The organism is Adlercreutzia sp. ZJ242 (assembly GCF_011038995.1).
Classification (GTDB): domain Bacteria; phylum Actinomycetota; class Coriobacteriia; order Coriobacteriales; family Eggerthellaceae; genus CAAEEV01.
This window is the reverse complement of sequence record NZ_JAAKEE010000060.1, coordinates 1-15,069: the sequence shown is the minus strand read 5'-3', so window position 1 is coordinate 15,069 and position 15,069 is coordinate 1. Positions and strand designations below refer to the sequence as shown.

Below are 15,069 nucleotides of genomic sequence, written 5' to 3'. Positions count from 1 at the left end.
TCCTTCTCCTCGGGGAACAGCATCGCCGCTATCTCGTCGTTGCTCATCAAGGAGACGTCGTCCCATCCGACACCCTTCTCGGTGGCCCGGTCCAGCACCTCCTTTATCGTGTGCGCCGAGATGTGCCGGGTGCGGGCGATCTCCCTCCTGGACATGTTCTTCGCGCTCAGCTCGATGATGAGCTTCGCACTGCTGTGCTTTGCCATGATGAACCTTCCTTTCTCGATCTGGTTGGCAATGCCAGTCGAGTATAGGAAGCGTGGCTCTGCTTGAAATCGCGGTGTTGGAGGTTATGCGGCTCGTCCTGAAATCGGGTGTTGCCCGCTATGAAATCGATGTGGCTGAAAATTGGAAATAATCAATAACGGCCTTTTCTCATCCAGAATCACCTGGGGCGCTCCCATGATCGACAACCCTGGAAGATCGAGGCCGCGTTCGCTCCGCGCTCAGCATGCGCATGAGGGGCTTCTCCGATACGTGGATGCTCTCGAGCATGGGAGCCGACATCGACTACGGCACCTTGGCGGAAGCTGTCGCGGCAACCGCGAAGACGAGAGGCCATGGCGTCACGCTCGCGGATTGCCAACCGGTTGCCGATGCCCTGGCGGTAGGCGAGGGCATCGACGAGCATCGGGAAAGACGCCGGAGCGGGGGCAGCCGGCTAATCGTCTTTGCGGCTTCGAAACCAGCTCAATGCGGCTATCGCCGTGACGGCGAGCGACGTGGCGCAGATGCCGGTCCATCCCGCTTGCGTCCAGATGAAGCCCGAGGCGGCGCTTCCGATCGCGCTGAAGACGAAGTTGCTGAACACGAACGCCGTGTTGAGGCGGCTGCTCTTGGCGGGATCGAGAGACATCGTGCGCAATTGGTTGAGCGTGCTGATGCCTTGTACGCCGAGCGAGTAAAGCGCGGCAGCAATAACGATGAGCACGATGGATCCGCTGGCAAGCAAAGCGACCAGCATGCTTACGAAGGACAATGCGATGAAGACTCCGACGGCCTGCATGCCGATGCCTCTGTCCTGAAGCCTGCCGACCCATACTGAGCCGGCTGCTCCCGTTATGCCCGCGAAGCTCACGAGCCCGATCTGGAACGTGTTGAAGTTGAAGGGCTCTCCTCCGAGCAGGAATGTGACGGCATTCCAGAAAAGGCTGAACACCACGCCGAACACGAGGCCGTTGGCGATGAGGATCCATTTGAGCGGACGGTATTGAGCTACCGCTTTGAACACATCGGCGACAAGGATTCCGTAGGCAACCTTCTCCTTGGGGGGCAGCTTGGGAAGGCACTTCCAGAGGACGGCCATGAGCAAGAGGTTCAACGTGGCGGCAATGCCGTAGATCGCACGCCAGCCCAAGATGTCAGCAACCAGCCCGCTAACAGAGCGTGCGACGAGGATGCCGAGCATGATGCCTGCCGTGACGGTGCCCACGACTTGACCCTGCTGCTCAGGGTCAGCCAGATCGCGTGCCATGGGGATGATGATCTGACCCGCCACAGTTGTGATGCCCATGGCTGAGAGCGAAAAGGCGAGCAAGATGAAGCTGGGGCTCAAGGCGCATGCGAGAAGCGATGCGGCGACGAGGGTCATCACGGTGCTGATGAGCTTGCGACGGGGGCAGATGTCTCCTAAGGGAACGATGAGCAAGATGCCGAGCGCATAGCCGATCTGGGTTGCGGTGATGAGCAGGCCGCTGTCTGCTACGGTCACGCCGAGGTCGCTGGCGATCTGCACGAGCAGGGGCTGCGCCCAGTAGAGGTTTCCGATAGCCAGCCCCGATGCGACGGTGAGCAGGATGACCAGCGGCATCGTCAACTTGAACTTCGCGTTATCCATGATGGTCGCTACAGCTCCCTTCTCAGCTTCTTTGCCTCGCTCTCGGTGGTGGCCATCCCGAGGTAGGCGAGGCCGTAGAGCTCGCAGAACTTCTTGATGGAGTACTCGCCAGCCTCGATCATCCAAGGAGCAGGTGCAGCTCCTTGGTAGAGGAGGGCCAGGCGCTTCCCCCTGAAGCGGCGGTGGTCGAGCGCCCCGTAGAGGCGGTCGAGCAGAGTGCGAACCAAGCCGCTCAGGTTGTGCCAGTATACCGGCGACCCGATGACGATGGTGTCTGCGCCATCCATGGCGGCGAGCACTTCGTCGAGCTGGTCGTCGCCGAAGCGCTGACCGTATCCGTAGACCTTGTAGTCTACGAGGTTCAACGTGTCATGCGCGGTTCCTTCGAGGAGGGCTTTGGCCAACCGTGCCGTGTTCCCGCTCCTGTTGGGGCTTCCGTTTATGAAGAGCGTGGTCATCTTCGTCCTTTCGGCATGCGATCGATTCGAGATGAACGGATTACTGATACTTCACCTCATAGGTGTCGCGCGTGTCGTTGAGGGCCCAGAAAGCCTCCGCGATGTTGTCGGCTGCAAAGTGCTCGTTGCCGCCGATGGTTCCGCAGACCATGACGGTTCCAACGTAGATGCCCTTGTCCGCGAGCTCCTGGTTCTTCTCAAGCGCGAGGTTGCGGAGCGCGGCCTTGTCCATGGAGAGAGCCACGAAGCCCGGATACGGCGATTCCGCGAAACCGCCCCCGGTGAGGATGACAGAGCCCTGGTTCTCGGCGAACCCAGGAGTGGCGAACTTCTGGATCGTTTCGTAGGCGCCTGCCACGTCGGTCGCAAAGTGCCTCATGACGTCTTCCGCAGTGAGCGGGTCCTCATCCAGAGAGGTGATGCCGACGTTGTACACCACCACGTTCGGATCGCCGTGATCTGCGTGGATCCGGTCTATCGCCTCGTCGTAGCCCTTGATGTCAGTGACGTCGGCGGCATATGCCGAAGCAGGTATCCGGAGCTCCTCGAACTCCTTCTTGTACGCATCGAGGCTCTCCTGGCTCCTCGATACGAGCACGACCTCGTATCCTTCTTTGCCGAATCGCCTCGCGACGGCGTTGCCGAGGCCAGGACCTGCGCCGATAACCACGATCTTCCTTGTCATAGCTGAGCTCCTTCTTCTCGAGGACAGACCTTCCATCCAAAGTGTCTAATCAAGTGACTAGTCAAATCTAGTCTTTACGCAGCACGTGGGGAATGGTTCAATAGGTTAAATGGCTTTAACCTATGGTTAACGTATTCGACATCAGGAGACTGGCGATGCTCAATCGGCGGATAGGCACATTCATAGTCGTCGCGGAATCCGGCAGCTTCTCGCTTGCGGCCAAGCAGCTCTTCGTCTCCGCCGTGTCAGTCAAGAAGCAGATGGACTCTCTTGAGGCCGAGGTGGGGGTCAAGCTCTTCCACAGGACGAACCGCGGAGTCGGGCTGACGGACGCCGGGAGGATCCTCTTGGATGCGGCGAAGAGGATGCGGCAGATGTCCGATTCGACGCTTCGTGAGATGAGAAGAGCGTCTGAGGCGGAGAAGCCCATGGTCAAGGTCGGGACGTCGCTCTTGCGCCCCTGCTCGCGCCTTCTTGACATCTGGTCCCGAAACGACATGGACGCGGATTACGGGATAGAGATCGTCTCGTTCGATGACGGGACGGAGCTGGACTCCGTGATAGGGGAGCTGGGCTCGCGAATCGACTGCTTTCTGGGGCCGTGCGACGCGCCTGCATGGCATGAGATGTGCAACGTGCTCAAGCTCGGCTTCTACGAATGCAAGATCGCGGTGCCGAGGAGCCATTCGCTCGCATGTGAGTCCGCCTTAACCTGGGATGACCTCAGCGGCCAGTCCCTCATGCTCGTGAAGCCCGGCTCGTCGCCGGTTCTGGACTCCATACGCTCCGAGATCGAAAGCCATCACCCGGGCATCGAGATCGTCGACACGCCGAGCTTCTACAGCATCGACACCTTCAACGAGTGCGAGCGCAGGTCCATCCTCCTCGAGACGCTCGACGCTTGGGACAACGTGCACCCCGGCTTCGTCTCGATTCCCATGGACTGGTCCTATCGCGTGCCGTTCGGGCTGCTCTACTCCAAGAATCCCTCGCCTGAGATGGAGCGATTTGCGAGCGGGCTAAGCGACGCTCGCCGGACTTCTTCGTGACCGCTGCTCCTTCATGGGTCAAAGTCGAGGAGAAGCACCTGCTCAGAGCAGCTGATGCCAATTGCCGCGCGGGCCGCGCGCCCCGCGAGCGCTTCCCGGCCGCGTGCATCGCGAGCGCTTTCCGGCAGCGCTTCCCGACCGCGTGCATCGGTGGCGCTTCTCTGTGCTTCGATGCGTCAGAGCAGGAGAGCCAGGCACACGACAGCGGCGACCGTAATCATCAGAGCTCTCAGGCTCCCTTTAAGACGGGTTGGAATGCCGAGGTCTTTGAGCAATGACTTGGCGCCCACAAAACTATGCCAAGTCAGCAACGCGACGACAGCGAGCAGAAAGCACCGTGCCTCGGGCGTTCTGCCTGTCAGGCCCGCTGTCACATGGATCAGCGCGGCGGTAAGCAGCATCCCGCCGCTTGCCCATTTGAGAACGAGGTGCATTCTCTTGCGGCTGCTGGGCGGTCGTTGCCTGTCTGTCAGCATCGAACAGCTCGTTGCTGCCGAAAGCCCGATATGGGCGCCAGCCACGCTCACGGCAACCCACACCACCCATGCCAGGTGATCCGAGAGCCCGAAACGGAGCCAAAGCGTGCCCACGATTGCATGCAGGAAGAATGCCGCGACGAGCATCGCGGCAGCTAGTCCGTTCACCCTGCGGAGCCTCATGCGAAAGGACCTCGCAGAGCTTCGGGAAATGCGGAAGGCAAGGGGCTTCGCTGTTGAGTCAGGTGGCACATGCCGCTTGCCGCTCCTCGTTTCATGGTCCAGCCTCCTTGGATTTCAAGGGGAAGTATATCATCCATATCTAAGGATAACCAATCGACGCAGTAGAATCCGCTCGGCTTCGCGGCGGTTCGTCGCGTTTCGTCACAGATCGCGGGATTCCCAAAGCACAACGTCGCTGGTAGAGGAGGCTGACGAGAGACAACGAGGCGGAACCGCTTTCGCGACTCCGCCTTGCAAAACCTCGAAGGTTTTTCTATCTGGTCTCCGAGCTTGGCGGGTCGCCGCTGTCTCCCTCTCGTTCCGCAAGCATTCACGCAAACGCCTGGAAGGCGGCGTATGACACGAAGCGTGCCGCCGACGTGACGAAACGTGTCGCCGGTGTGATGAGGCGCGTCGCCGGTGTGACGTCGCGGCTCTTTCCGGACCCGCCAACGCCTCCTACCTTCGACCTCGCATCAAGGCGAGACGAAGGGACGTGGTGCGCATGCAAAACGCAAAACAGGGAAGAAGAAGAGAGCTTCTCGCAGGGTTGGCGCTGCTGGCCGTCTTCGCGCTCTGGACCGCGCTGGTCCAATGCGTGGACGTGCGGCCTGTCGGCCAGAACGGGACGGACGTCGGCTTTTCGACGCTCAACGTGTGGTTTCACGAGCTGACGGGCGTGCACTGGGGAGTTTACCTGGTCACGGACTGGCTCGGCCTCGTGCCGATCGCGGTCTGCCTGGGGTTCGGGGCGCTGGGCGCCGTGCAGCTGGTCAGGCGCAGGAGCCTGCTTCGGGTGGACGCTGACCTCCTTCTGCTCGGCGTCTATTACGTCCTCGTCATCCTCGGGTACCTGGTCTTCGAGATGATCCCGATCAACTACCGCCCCATACCCATAGACGGGATGATGGAGGCGTCGTATCCTTCTTCTACGACGCTTCTGGTCCTGAGCGTCATGCCGACGCTGAAGTACCAGGTTGACCGCAGGGTGAAGAGCCCCGCCCTCAGGGGCGCCGCGACGGCGTTCGTGGCCGTGTTCTCGGCGCTCATGGTGCTCGGGAGGCTGGTTTCGGGCGTCCACTGGGCGACGGACATCGTCGGGGCCGTCCTGCTGGCGGCCGGGCTATTCGCGCTGTACCGGTCGGCCGTCGCATGCGCAGATCGCAGAAGGGGCAAGCCGGACGAGGAGGAACGAGGATGGAGTTTAGCGAGAAGCTGCAGGAGCTGAGGAAGGCGCGCTCGCTCACGCAGGAGGAGCTTGCCTGCGCGCTCTACGTCTCCAGGACGGCGGTGTCGAAGTGGGAGTCCGGCAGGGGCTACCCGAGCATCGACTCGCTCAAGGAGCTCTCCCGGTTCTTCGGCGTGTCGATAGACGAGCTCATATGCCCGGGCGAGATCATCGTGGCGGCGGAGGAGGAGAAGAGGGAGCTTGCCGGCAGGTACCGTTCGCGCATCTGCGGCGCGCTCGACGTGCTCCTCGTCGTGCTTCTGCTCATACCCGCCTTCGGCAACGGCGCGGACTCCACCGCCGCCGTGGCATTGATCGGCCTGACTGGCGTCAGCTCCTGGCTGAAGGCCGTGTTCGCGGCGCTCATCTGCGCCACGGCTCTGGAAGGCGTGCTCGGACTGCTCGCGTCCAACCTGGGCAAGCCGGCGTGGAGCAGGCGCTTGCTCGCGGCGGGCATGGTCCTCTCCACCGCGAGCGTCGCGGTGTTCATCGCCTCCAGGCAGCCGTACGCGGGAATCATCTGCTTCGCCCTCCTCGTGGCGAAAGGCTTCTTCATCTCCCAGGGGAAGTAGGTCGGTGCTGACGTACGTTCATTTGCGCACTGGAATCAGGCGTGTCGTCGTAGGGGGTGCCCTCTTCGACGAGCTCTGGGAGTTTGCCGAAGAGCCGAAGAAGGTGGTCGCCGCGCCGGGTGCGCTTTCCGTTTGCGCCCGTAGCTGACCTGCGCTTTGCAACTGACGGGCGCCGAGAGGGCGTGAAAAAGCAGCCTGCGGTTGGTGGATCGGGGCGGACCCTCGGCGTATCGTCAAGCCAGTCCTCATATCCGACAGACGCCGACCTCATCTGTCGCGCCACCCGTCGCCCTACTGCTTCGCCGCGTGAGAGCGCGCGGACGCGCCTGCGGACGTATAATGGGGCGACGCCGACGAAAGGAACCGCGTCCATGAGCTTTCGCGACAACCTGCGGCACCTGCGCGCCGCGCATGGCATGACCCAGGAGCAGCTCGCCGTGCTCCTCGGCGTGAGCCGCCAGTCAGTCACCAAGTGGGAGTCCGAGCGCGCCTATCCCGAGATGGACAAGCTGCTAAGCCTGTGTCAGATCTTCGGCTGCTCGCTTGATGATCTGGTGCGGGGCGATCTCGTCGCCGTCGCGCCGCCGGCGCTCTCAGACGCCGCTATGCCCGCTCCTGTCGACGCCGACGAGCGCAGCGAGCCGCCCGCTCTGCGCCGCCGGGGCAGGCGCATGGGCATGACCTGCGGCGCCATCGTGCTCGCGTCCACTGCGCTCGCACTCGGCATGCTGCTCGCGCCGTTCGCCATGGGCGCCGCTCCCAGCCACGCTTGGGGCGAGGCCGGCGTCGTCTTCGCAACGTTCTGCCTCAGGTTCTTCTGGCTTCCCTGGGTCCTGGGCGCCGCGGCCTGCACCGTAACGGTCCTCTTCGCGCATTCTGCCGAAAGTCGATAGACGGCAGGCGAGGAGAAGGACTTGACGCCTCAGGAAGAGAGCCAGCAGCCGAAGGAGGAAGGGTTCCAGGAAAAGGAAGACTCCGGGAAGACTCCGCCCTGCCTGCTGAGCGTCTCGGCCGTGCTATACTCTGCAGCGACGGGAGGTGCTTCGACATGGAAGTCGTGTATACGTTCGATGATCTTCGAAACTTGGTGAAGCCCATTCTCGACCGCTATGGCGCTGAGTCCGCCCTGCTCTTCGGCTCGTACGCGCGCGAGGAGGCGACTCCTGAGTCGGACATCGACCTCCTCGTGAGGGGAGGCGAGCGGTTCGTGCCGACGAACATCTTCGCCATAGCCGACGACCTCTACAACGCGTCGGGCAAGCGCGTTGACGTCTACGAGGAGTCGGAGATACGCGAGGGCTCTGACCTGATGAAGCGCATCCACGCCGATGCGCGGGTGATCGCATGACCCCGTCCGACCTGCGAAAGGTCAAGCGCATCCTCTCCTTCGCAGACGATCTGCATGCCATGATGGAGGAGAGGGGCATTACGCGCGAGCTGGTTGAGTCGGATCAGTTCGTTCAGTGGGCGGTTACCACGCCGCTCTACAACATCGGCGAGTATGTGTCGCATCTCTCGAAGGAGACGAGGGAGGCCCATCCCGACATCCCTTGGTCGAAGGTCGCGGGTCTTCGCCATCGCCTCGTGCATGACTACGAGAACACCAAGTGGGACATCGTGACTCAAGTCCTCTTCGACGAGCTCTGGGAGTTTGCCGATCAACTGAGGAAGCTGGTCGGCAGCTCTGAGTGCGACGAGGCTGATCCTGACGAGGCGGAATGTGGCGGAGTCCAGTGCTAGTTGAAGTAATTCGAATCGAGGAACCGCTTGAGGTTTGCACTGAGCTGAGGTGCATGAGCGGGAGGGCTGGGCGAACTCTACGCCGTTTAAGCTGAGGAGCTTCCCGCTGTCCAGGTGGTGGGCGAGGTTGTAGATTGGGCGAATTCACTCATCAATAGAATCCGTCAGGCGGATTAAGACGGGTGTCTTGCGATGCGCCTTCGGCTTGAAGCGCAGAATTGTCAGCATTGTAGCCAGGCTATTCGAAAATGCTTCTCGCGTTAATCGCGGGTGTTAACTCAGCGTGGGCTCTCTTTGAAATCGGGGTTTCGCATCGAATCCATATGCTTGGTTGATTGTCATCGCTAGAGCCAATCGCCTCAAAAGCCCGTCAGTTGCAAAAGGGTCACGGGCGGCGCAGGTTTGATATCAAAGGCGGTAGTTACGGCTACCGCCTTTTCTTTAGGATCGTGACCCTGAAGAAAAAGATGACAGAATCAAGCCCGATCATCTTTTTCATGCTTTATTCCGCTTGCGTGAGATGAATTACTTTGCATCCCGGTTAACAATGAACTCTGAGGAAACATCTGAAGCCCTCTCCATATTCTTATGGAAGTCGCGGTTCTCCTCAGCCTTTGCGCTGTTGTCAAACCAATTCTCAGCGCGGATCAAGAGAGAAGTGTCCTCGTTCGGCCCTACGAAACGCGCCCTCAAGCCATTCTTATTACATTCGATCGTGTCAAATAGACGGCCTTTGATATATTCGAGAACATCAATCTTCTCAGTGAAGGAATACTGCTCAGCGGGCTTGTCGAGATAATCCTCGATAATCTTGGAACCAGCAAAGAGGCCGTCAATCCTAGACTCAACCAACGAGAGCAGCTCATCAAAGTACTCATGAGAATAGTCAGCTTTATCCTTCAAGAGGCTCTTCAGGTAAAGACCCTCGGACGCCATGGAGATGATGTCAGGATGGTCATCAAGGACGTCGAAGGCAAATAAGAAATGGGTCAGTATTTCCTCTTCCGTTGCGTCATCTGCAACCTTTGAAAGCTCAATCTTCTGATCGAGAGAATAATAGGAGGCATCGCGTACATCATCCACAAACCCAGACTTAATAATCCTCGCAGACTCTGCAGCCTGCTCCTCCAAGATCCAGAAATCAGGGTCGGTGCTTACCACGAAAGGAAGCTTCCTATCCTGTGCAAGCTGGCGCAGGCACATGCCCACGTATGCAGACATATTCAGGCCCATTCCCGTAAGGACAGTCTCAGCCGATTCTTTCACAACGCTGTCGATCTTCACGTTCATGAGTTGGGTTGCATTGTTGCTCTTCATTTCCTTCACCTTTCGCTTTCAGAATTAGTTTATCCGGTGATTACCTGATTTGGGATACGCGGTGGTGGAAAGCCGAAGAGAAAGGAGTTGTGCGTATCCCAAATCAGGTAATCACCATGCTTCCCTTTCGGTGTCTCTATTATAAAGACATAGTAAATAAAAAGTCAAGAAATTTTCTTTATAATACTTTCTATCAATTTGCATTCACAATGAATATCCTTCTACCACCCCATATTCAACTTCCTTGGTTTTTAAAGAACCCACTTCAGCAGGGTGAACTCGAAGTCCTCAAGATCTCCTTTATCGCGATACCTACAAAGCTTCCCAAAACATATAGCGTGTTCCTCTGGGAGAGATAGTGTTGTCTGCGGTTTTTTGCTGCGTCGGTCTTGCAATTATCTGGAATCGGTATCGGTGCCGAGCCACCGAAGAACGAGAATGCGTGCACATGCGCCGTCGCTCACGACTCCTCACCCATGTCGGGGAATGCCTCGGCGAATGCGTACTGCGACCACGGCAGGCATGCAACGAAGACCCACACTTTCTTGGCAGGCCCGTGTCTGGGCTGTAGTGCTTCATGCGGTTACCAGTCCAGTCAACTTCTATCTTCTCTTCTATCTTCTCGCCACACTTGCAGCCAACACGCATCGTGAAGGCGTTGGCCTCGGCCCACTTACGCTGTCTCGGGCAAAACGCCGAGTACTGGTATGGCTCGCCGCCTGAGGCGACGGCCTCATTTTGAATTCACCCCATTTTCGCAGGTCTGGAAATTGGGTTTTCCTAGGAAAACGGTATGAAGCCAATTCTCTGGCGATGCTGCGATTCTGGGCGGCTCCGAAACTGTTTTGGCAAGGGATTTCTGCTCGATCCTGTAGCATCAGATGTCGATTACGGGCTGTCGAAGGGACACGATCGTGGCATGGAGCGTCCAGTTATTGCTATTATGTTAAAGCTGCTTTAGCATAATTGCATCATGAAGGCGATGCCCGACATAGAGAGGCTTCGCGAGGTCGCTCTCGACCAGCACGGGCTCGTCATCTCTTCCCGGGTCGAGGAGGCGGGGTGCCCCGCCCGTCGCTGACGACATCGCGACAGCTGCGACGACTATGGGGCGCGAGCGAGCGCGTCAGGTCGCATCTGGGGATCTGCGGCAGGGGCGCACCTCAGAAGACGAGGCGTCTAGGATCGAAGAGAAGCTCGACTGTGAATAGGAGGCCGAACAGTATGTGCCATTCCGCTATCAGCATACTGATAGAGGCATTGAAATCCAAAGGGGAAATCACGCCTTTGGAGAAGGATATTTTGGATACATGCAATGAGCTGAGCAAAGACCCATTCGATATGGAATCCGCCAAAAGACAGGTTGCCCTCAATGATGCAAACCATAGTGATGTCTTTTTCAGAATTGCATCACTGCCAACAACTGTCCCAAAATCATACTACGACTTAACTGAAGACGATGTCCGATATAACCTTGACAATCAGCTTGCCATGCTGGTGGAAAAGGAACGGAGTATATCGAATGGCGACAAATGAGATGCATGTCGGCGTCTTGGCTACATCGATGCCACTTGATGAAATGAACATCGAGGAGCAAGTGCGCCAGCTTCGCTCTCCGAACAGCGAAGAGGCCTACCAGGCGCTGAGGCCGTTTCAAGAGACAGGCGGTTCGAGTGATGCAGCTTGTGCGCACATGGACGATTCGTCGAGATGATGCGTGATTCCAGCTCCTGCGTCCAGACTCGCGGCTGTTCCTGATCGCCCGCAACGCCAGGAGGGACGAGCTGGGCAGGATTGACGAGGTTATTGGGGAGTACCTGGGGCACGCGACCGACGAGAGGCCCATCACGGCCTGCCAGTGTATGAAGTCCATCGTGTAACTGGCTGAGGCCAAGCCGAACCTATCAGCTCGAATCGTTGACGCGCTGAGGCATGCGGACGTCTCGAAGTGCCCCGAGAGCATGCACCCCCCCCTCGTCCAGGGAGACATCCGAGAAGCGCTGATCGCCTTGGACTCAGCGAGATGATACGGTGAATGTGCAGCTTCAGTTCAGTGTCTTATTTATTCGAATCGGGTGACAAAAAGCGTACCGCAATAAGCTACGTGGCACCAAACAACACGCCTTGGAATGGTGTAACCACAGAGTGGGAATATAAAGCCCAGGCCAAAGCCGTAATTAACTATCATTGTCTCCGATGGTGACGACCGAGACGAATGCCGACATCGCGTCGATCCACCACTGCATGTCGCTCATTGTGTGCTAGGGGAAGCTTTTGCTTTGGCTCGGACCCGACTACTGGGTTCGTCTCTAGGGCGGCGGTGTTGAAATGGGATTCTGGCAGGGGCTGCCCGACCTCTGATATAGAAAGCTTGAGGTCTTGAGGCGCGCGAGCGCGCGGGGGCGGCGGGATTTCCTATAATAGACGCGTTATCGAGAACGAATGACCTGCCGCGGGGCGCCGGGGGAAGCGGGCTTGCGCTCGCCGGATGCGCGCGGCTTGCCCTTAAGGATAGACATGACCTCAGAAATCATCATCGTGCGCGGCAACAACACGCTTGCCGGCGACGTGAGCGTCGCGGGCGCGAAGAACTCGGCGCTCAAGCTGATGGCGGCGTCGCTGCTCGGGCAGGGCGTCACCACCCTGCACAACGTGCCGCTCATCTCGGACATCAGCCTCATGGGAGAGGTGCTCAAGCGCCTCGGCGCCACCGTCGAGCGCCGCGGGCACGACCTCGTCATCGACACGCAGCCCGTCGACTCGTGCGAGACGCCCTACGAGCTCGTCTCGAAGATGCGCGCGAGCATCTCGGTGCTCGGGCCGCTCATCGGACGGTTCGGCGAGGCGCACGTGGCCATGCCCGGCGGCTGCCAGATCGGCGCGCGCAAGATCGACATGCACCTCGTGGGGCTCGAGGCCCTCGGCGTAGAGTTCAGCATCGACCACGGCGTGCTCGTGGCGCGCACGCCGAACGGCCTTGTCGGCACGCACGTGATGCTCGAGTTCCCCAGCGTCGGCGCCACCGAGAACCTGCTGATGGCGGCCGTGGTGGCCGACGGCGCCACGTATCTGGAGAACGCGGCGTGCGAGCCGGAGATCGAGGACCTGGCCTGCATGCTCAACGCCATGGGCGCGCGCGTGAGCGGCGCGGGCACCTCGCACATCGAGATCCAGGGCGTGCCGCTCGCCGACCTGCACCCCTGCGAGCACACCACGGTGGGCGACCGCATCGAGGCGGGCACCTTCCTCGCGGGCGGCGCGCTCACGGGCGGCCCTGTCACGGCGCACGGCATCAACCCGGCGTATCTGCGCATGGCCATCATGAAGCTGCGCGCCATGGGGTGTGAGGTCGAGACGGGCGAGGACTGGGTGCGCGTGAGCCGCGCGGGCGACCTGGTGTGCGCCGACATCCAGACGCTGCCGCACCCGGGCTTCCCCACCGACCTCCAGGCGCAGTTCATGCTGCTCGCGGCGCTGGCCGAGGGCACGTCGGTCATCACCGAGAACGTGTTCGAGAACCGCTTCATGTTCGCCGCCGAGCTCATGCGCATGGGCGCTGACATCACCATCGACGACCACCACGCGCTCATCCGCGGCGTGGCGGGCCTGCAGGGCGCCCCGGTGTCCTCGACCGACCTGCGCGCCGGCGCGGCGCTCGTGCTCGCGGGCATCGTGGCCGACGGCGAGACGCGCGTCCACCGCATCGAGCACATCGACCGCGGCTACGAGGACTACGTGGGCAAGCTCGCCAGCCTCGGCGCCGACGTCGAGCGCGTCCCTGACGGCTCCGCGCGTTAGGACGTCCATGCTCGGCAGGAAGAAGGGCTTCAGCGCCTCCCAGTCCAAGCGCATGTCGAAGCGCATGCAGTCGTCGACCGTGGGCTCGCACGTGGTGCGCGACGCGCCCACGCGCCGCGGCAAGCACGCGCCGTCGAACGCGTCGAGCGTCGACTTCGCGAACATGCGCCGCGCGAACAAGGCCACGCGCGGGTACGTGCGCCACGTGGGCACCTCGGCGCAGAGCGGCGAGAGCGACAGCGCCTACTCGCGGCGCGTGTCGCGCCTGGGCTACGTGCAGGAGATCCAGCGCAAGGCGCGCCATCGGCGCATCCTGTTCTTCGCGCTCGTGGCGGTGCTCGTGGTGGCCGTGGCCGCGGGCGTGGGCGCCTACACCTACTTCAGCTCGTCTGACTCCAAGCTGGCGCTCGGCTCCTCGAACGCCAAGGAGGCGCTCGTCGCCCCCGCGGAGGGCGAGCCCTACTACGTGCTGTGCGCCGCCGAGCTCGGAAGCGCGGCGAAGGCGCGCGGCGCGGCCACCGACGCGTACCTGCTCGTGCGCGTCGACGAGGGCGCGCGCGTCTTGAGCTTCGCGTCCATCCCCGCCAACCTCGACGTGCGCCTGTCCGACGGCAAGGACCACCCGCTCTACGACGCGCGCGGGCTGGGGGGCGACGCCGAGCTCATCAGGCAGGTGGCCAAGCTCGCCGAGGTGGACGTCGCGCACTTCGCGGCCACCGACGAAGAGGGCCTGTCCGGCATGGTCGACGCCGTGGGCGGCGTCGCGCTCACGCTCGCCGAGGAGGTCGACGACCCGCGCGCGGGCACGGTCGTCCTGCCGGCGGGCGAGCAGACCCTCGGCGGCGACGAGGCGCTCGTGTACCTGCGCGCCCTGAACTTCTCGGGCGGCTTCGACGCGGCCTCGGCCAACCGCGTCGCCTTCACGCTCGCGCTCGCGCAGCGCGCGCTGGCCTCCGAGGGCCTGAGCTTCGCGTCGCTCGTGGGCGAGGCGGGCGACTACCTGAGCTGTGACTTCACGTCGAGCCAGCTCATCGCGCTCGGCGATGCCCTGCGCCCGCTCGACCAGGTGACGACCTACGTCTGCGCGCTCCCCGGCTATGCGACGGACGCGGCCGAGCCGCTGTTCGAGTACTACGAGGACGAGTGGGCCGACATGCTCGCGCGCTTCAAGGCGGGGGAGGACCCGGCGATCGTCGACAGCTCGGCTGCGGGCGTGAACCCGGCCGAGGTCACCGTCGAGGTGCGCAACGGCGCGGGCACCACGGGCGCGGCAGGGCGCCTCGGCGAGATGCTCGCCTCCGCGGGCTTCAAGGTCGAGGGCACCGGCAACGTCGACGACGGCACCGTCTACCCCGAGACGTTCGTCATCTACAAGGACGGGGCCTACGAGGGCGCCGCCAAGGCCGTCGCGCGCGCCGCGAGCGGCGGGCGCGTCATCAACGGCGGCGACTTCTACACCTTCGACACCAACGTGCTGGTCATCATCGGGAAGGACTGGATGCCCGTCTCGTGACGGACGGGGTTTCTCGCGGCCGCGCGCGGCGGCGTCGGCTATGATAGAACCCAAGTTTTGCAGATAAAAGAGACTTTTTATCCCATGTGACCTGGGCAAACAGCCTCTCTTCTCATGACGTTTTCTGTAGTGGAACAGCCTAGCTTCTCGGTTTTTTCACAACCGACATCACCT

Annotated in this window: 14 protein-coding genes and 1 pseudogene; 9 read left to right on the top strand and 6 right to left on the bottom strand. The window is 61.1% G+C overall.

Annotation, left to right across the window (positions count from 1 at the left end):
* The 4 genes and pseudogenes from G7Y49_RS10725 to G7Y49_RS10710 all read right to left on the bottom strand — a co-directional run.
* Positions 1-206, bottom strand: a pseudogene (locus G7Y49_RS10725) (hypothetical protein); the annotation flags it as partial.
* A gap of 455 nt (positions 207-661) precedes the next feature.
* Positions 662-1,837 (bottom strand): MFS transporter, encoded by a 1,176-nt coding sequence (locus G7Y49_RS10720; protein ID WP_165173677.1) that lies wholly within the window; start codon positions 1,835-1,837, stop codon positions 662-664.
* An 8-nt stretch (positions 1,838-1,845) separates the two neighbouring features.
* A complete protein-coding gene (locus tag G7Y49_RS10715; protein ID WP_165173675.1) occupies positions 1,846-2,295 on the bottom strand; it encodes a flavodoxin family protein in 450 nt (149 codons plus the stop codon).
* Positions 2,296-2,335: 40 nt separating this feature from the next.
* A complete protein-coding gene (locus G7Y49_RS10710) occupies positions 2,336-2,980 on the bottom strand; it encodes an SDR family oxidoreductase (protein ID WP_165173673.1) in 645 nt (214 codons plus the stop codon).
* A gap of 155 nt (positions 2,981-3,135) precedes the next feature.
* Here G7Y49_RS10710 and G7Y49_RS10705 point away from each other — a divergent pair, with 155 nt between their 5' ends.
* Positions 3,136-4,029, top strand: coding sequence for a LysR family transcriptional regulator (locus G7Y49_RS10705; RefSeq protein ID WP_206214661.1), 894 nt, complete (start codon positions 3,136-3,138; stop codon positions 4,027-4,029).
* Between the two features lie 176 nt (positions 4,030-4,205).
* Here the strand turns inward: G7Y49_RS10705 and G7Y49_RS10700 are convergent, their stop codons facing one another.
* Entirely contained in the window at positions 4,206-4,652 is a 447-nt protein-coding gene (locus G7Y49_RS10700; RefSeq protein WP_206214660.1) for a hypothetical protein, read from the bottom strand.
* A 580-nt stretch (positions 4,653-5,232) separates the two neighbouring features.
* Between G7Y49_RS10700 and G7Y49_RS10695 the strand changes: the two genes are divergently transcribed.
* The 5 genes from G7Y49_RS10695 (at position 5,233) to G7Y49_RS10675 (ending at position 8,267) form a co-directional block, all read left to right on the top strand.
* Positions 5,233-5,955, top strand: a complete 723-nt coding sequence (locus G7Y49_RS10695; RefSeq protein WP_165173667.1) for a phosphatase PAP2 family protein — start codon at positions 5,233-5,235, stop codon at positions 5,953-5,955.
* The gene (locus tag G7Y49_RS10690; protein WP_165173665.1) at positions 5,925-6,527 is read left to right on the top strand and encodes a helix-turn-helix domain-containing protein; all 603 of its coding nucleotides are present in this window, start codon (positions 5,925-5,927) and stop codon (positions 6,525-6,527) included. The genes G7Y49_RS10695 and G7Y49_RS10690 overlap by 31 nt, the downstream gene beginning before the upstream one ends.
* A gap of 371 nt (positions 6,528-6,898) precedes the next feature.
* The gene (locus G7Y49_RS12320) at positions 6,899-7,420 is read left to right on the top strand and encodes a helix-turn-helix transcriptional regulator (RefSeq protein ID WP_241157387.1); all 522 of its coding nucleotides are present in this window, start codon (positions 6,899-6,901) and stop codon (positions 7,418-7,420) included.
* 155 nt (positions 7,421-7,575) lie between these two features.
* Positions 7,576-7,875 carry a nucleotidyltransferase family protein gene (locus G7Y49_RS10680; RefSeq protein ID WP_165173663.1) on the top strand — a complete coding sequence of 100 codons (300 nt, stop codon included), beginning with the start codon at positions 7,576-7,578 and terminating at the stop codon, positions 7,873-7,875.
* Positions 7,872-8,267, top strand: coding sequence for a DUF86 domain-containing protein (locus tag G7Y49_RS10675; protein ID WP_165173661.1), 396 nt, complete (start codon positions 7,872-7,874; stop codon positions 8,265-8,267). Before G7Y49_RS10680 ends, G7Y49_RS10675 begins: the two co-directional genes overlap by 4 nt.
* A 525-nt stretch (positions 8,268-8,792) precedes the next feature.
* On the opposite strand, the gene G7Y49_RS10670 is transcribed toward G7Y49_RS10675, so the two are convergent.
* Positions 8,793-9,584 carry a type II toxin-antitoxin system RelB/DinJ family antitoxin gene (locus G7Y49_RS10670; protein ID WP_165173659.1) on the bottom strand — a complete coding sequence of 264 codons (792 nt, stop codon included), beginning with the start codon at positions 9,582-9,584 and terminating at the stop codon, positions 8,793-8,795.
* A gap of 1,203 nt (positions 9,585-10,787) precedes the next feature.
* Here G7Y49_RS10670 and G7Y49_RS10665 point away from each other — a divergent pair.
* The 3 genes from G7Y49_RS10665 (at position 10,788) to G7Y49_RS10655 (ending at position 14,895) form a co-directional block, all read left to right on the top strand.
* Positions 10,788-11,120: a hypothetical protein gene (locus tag G7Y49_RS10665; RefSeq protein WP_165173657.1), complete on the top strand. Its 333-nt coding sequence runs from the start codon at positions 10,788-10,790 to the stop codon at positions 11,118-11,120.
* Between the two features lie 981 nt (positions 11,121-12,101).
* Positions 12,102-13,382, top strand: a complete 1,281-nt coding sequence (gene murA / locus G7Y49_RS10660) for a UDP-N-acetylglucosamine 1-carboxyvinyltransferase (protein WP_165173655.1) — start codon at positions 12,102-12,104, stop codon at positions 13,380-13,382.
* 7 nt (positions 13,383-13,389) lie between these two features.
* Positions 13,390-14,895 carry an LCP family protein gene (locus G7Y49_RS10655; protein WP_165173653.1) on the top strand — a complete coding sequence of 502 codons (1,506 nt, stop codon included), beginning with the start codon at positions 13,390-13,392 and terminating at the stop codon, positions 14,893-14,895.
* Positions 14,896-15,069: the final 174 nt, after the last annotated feature.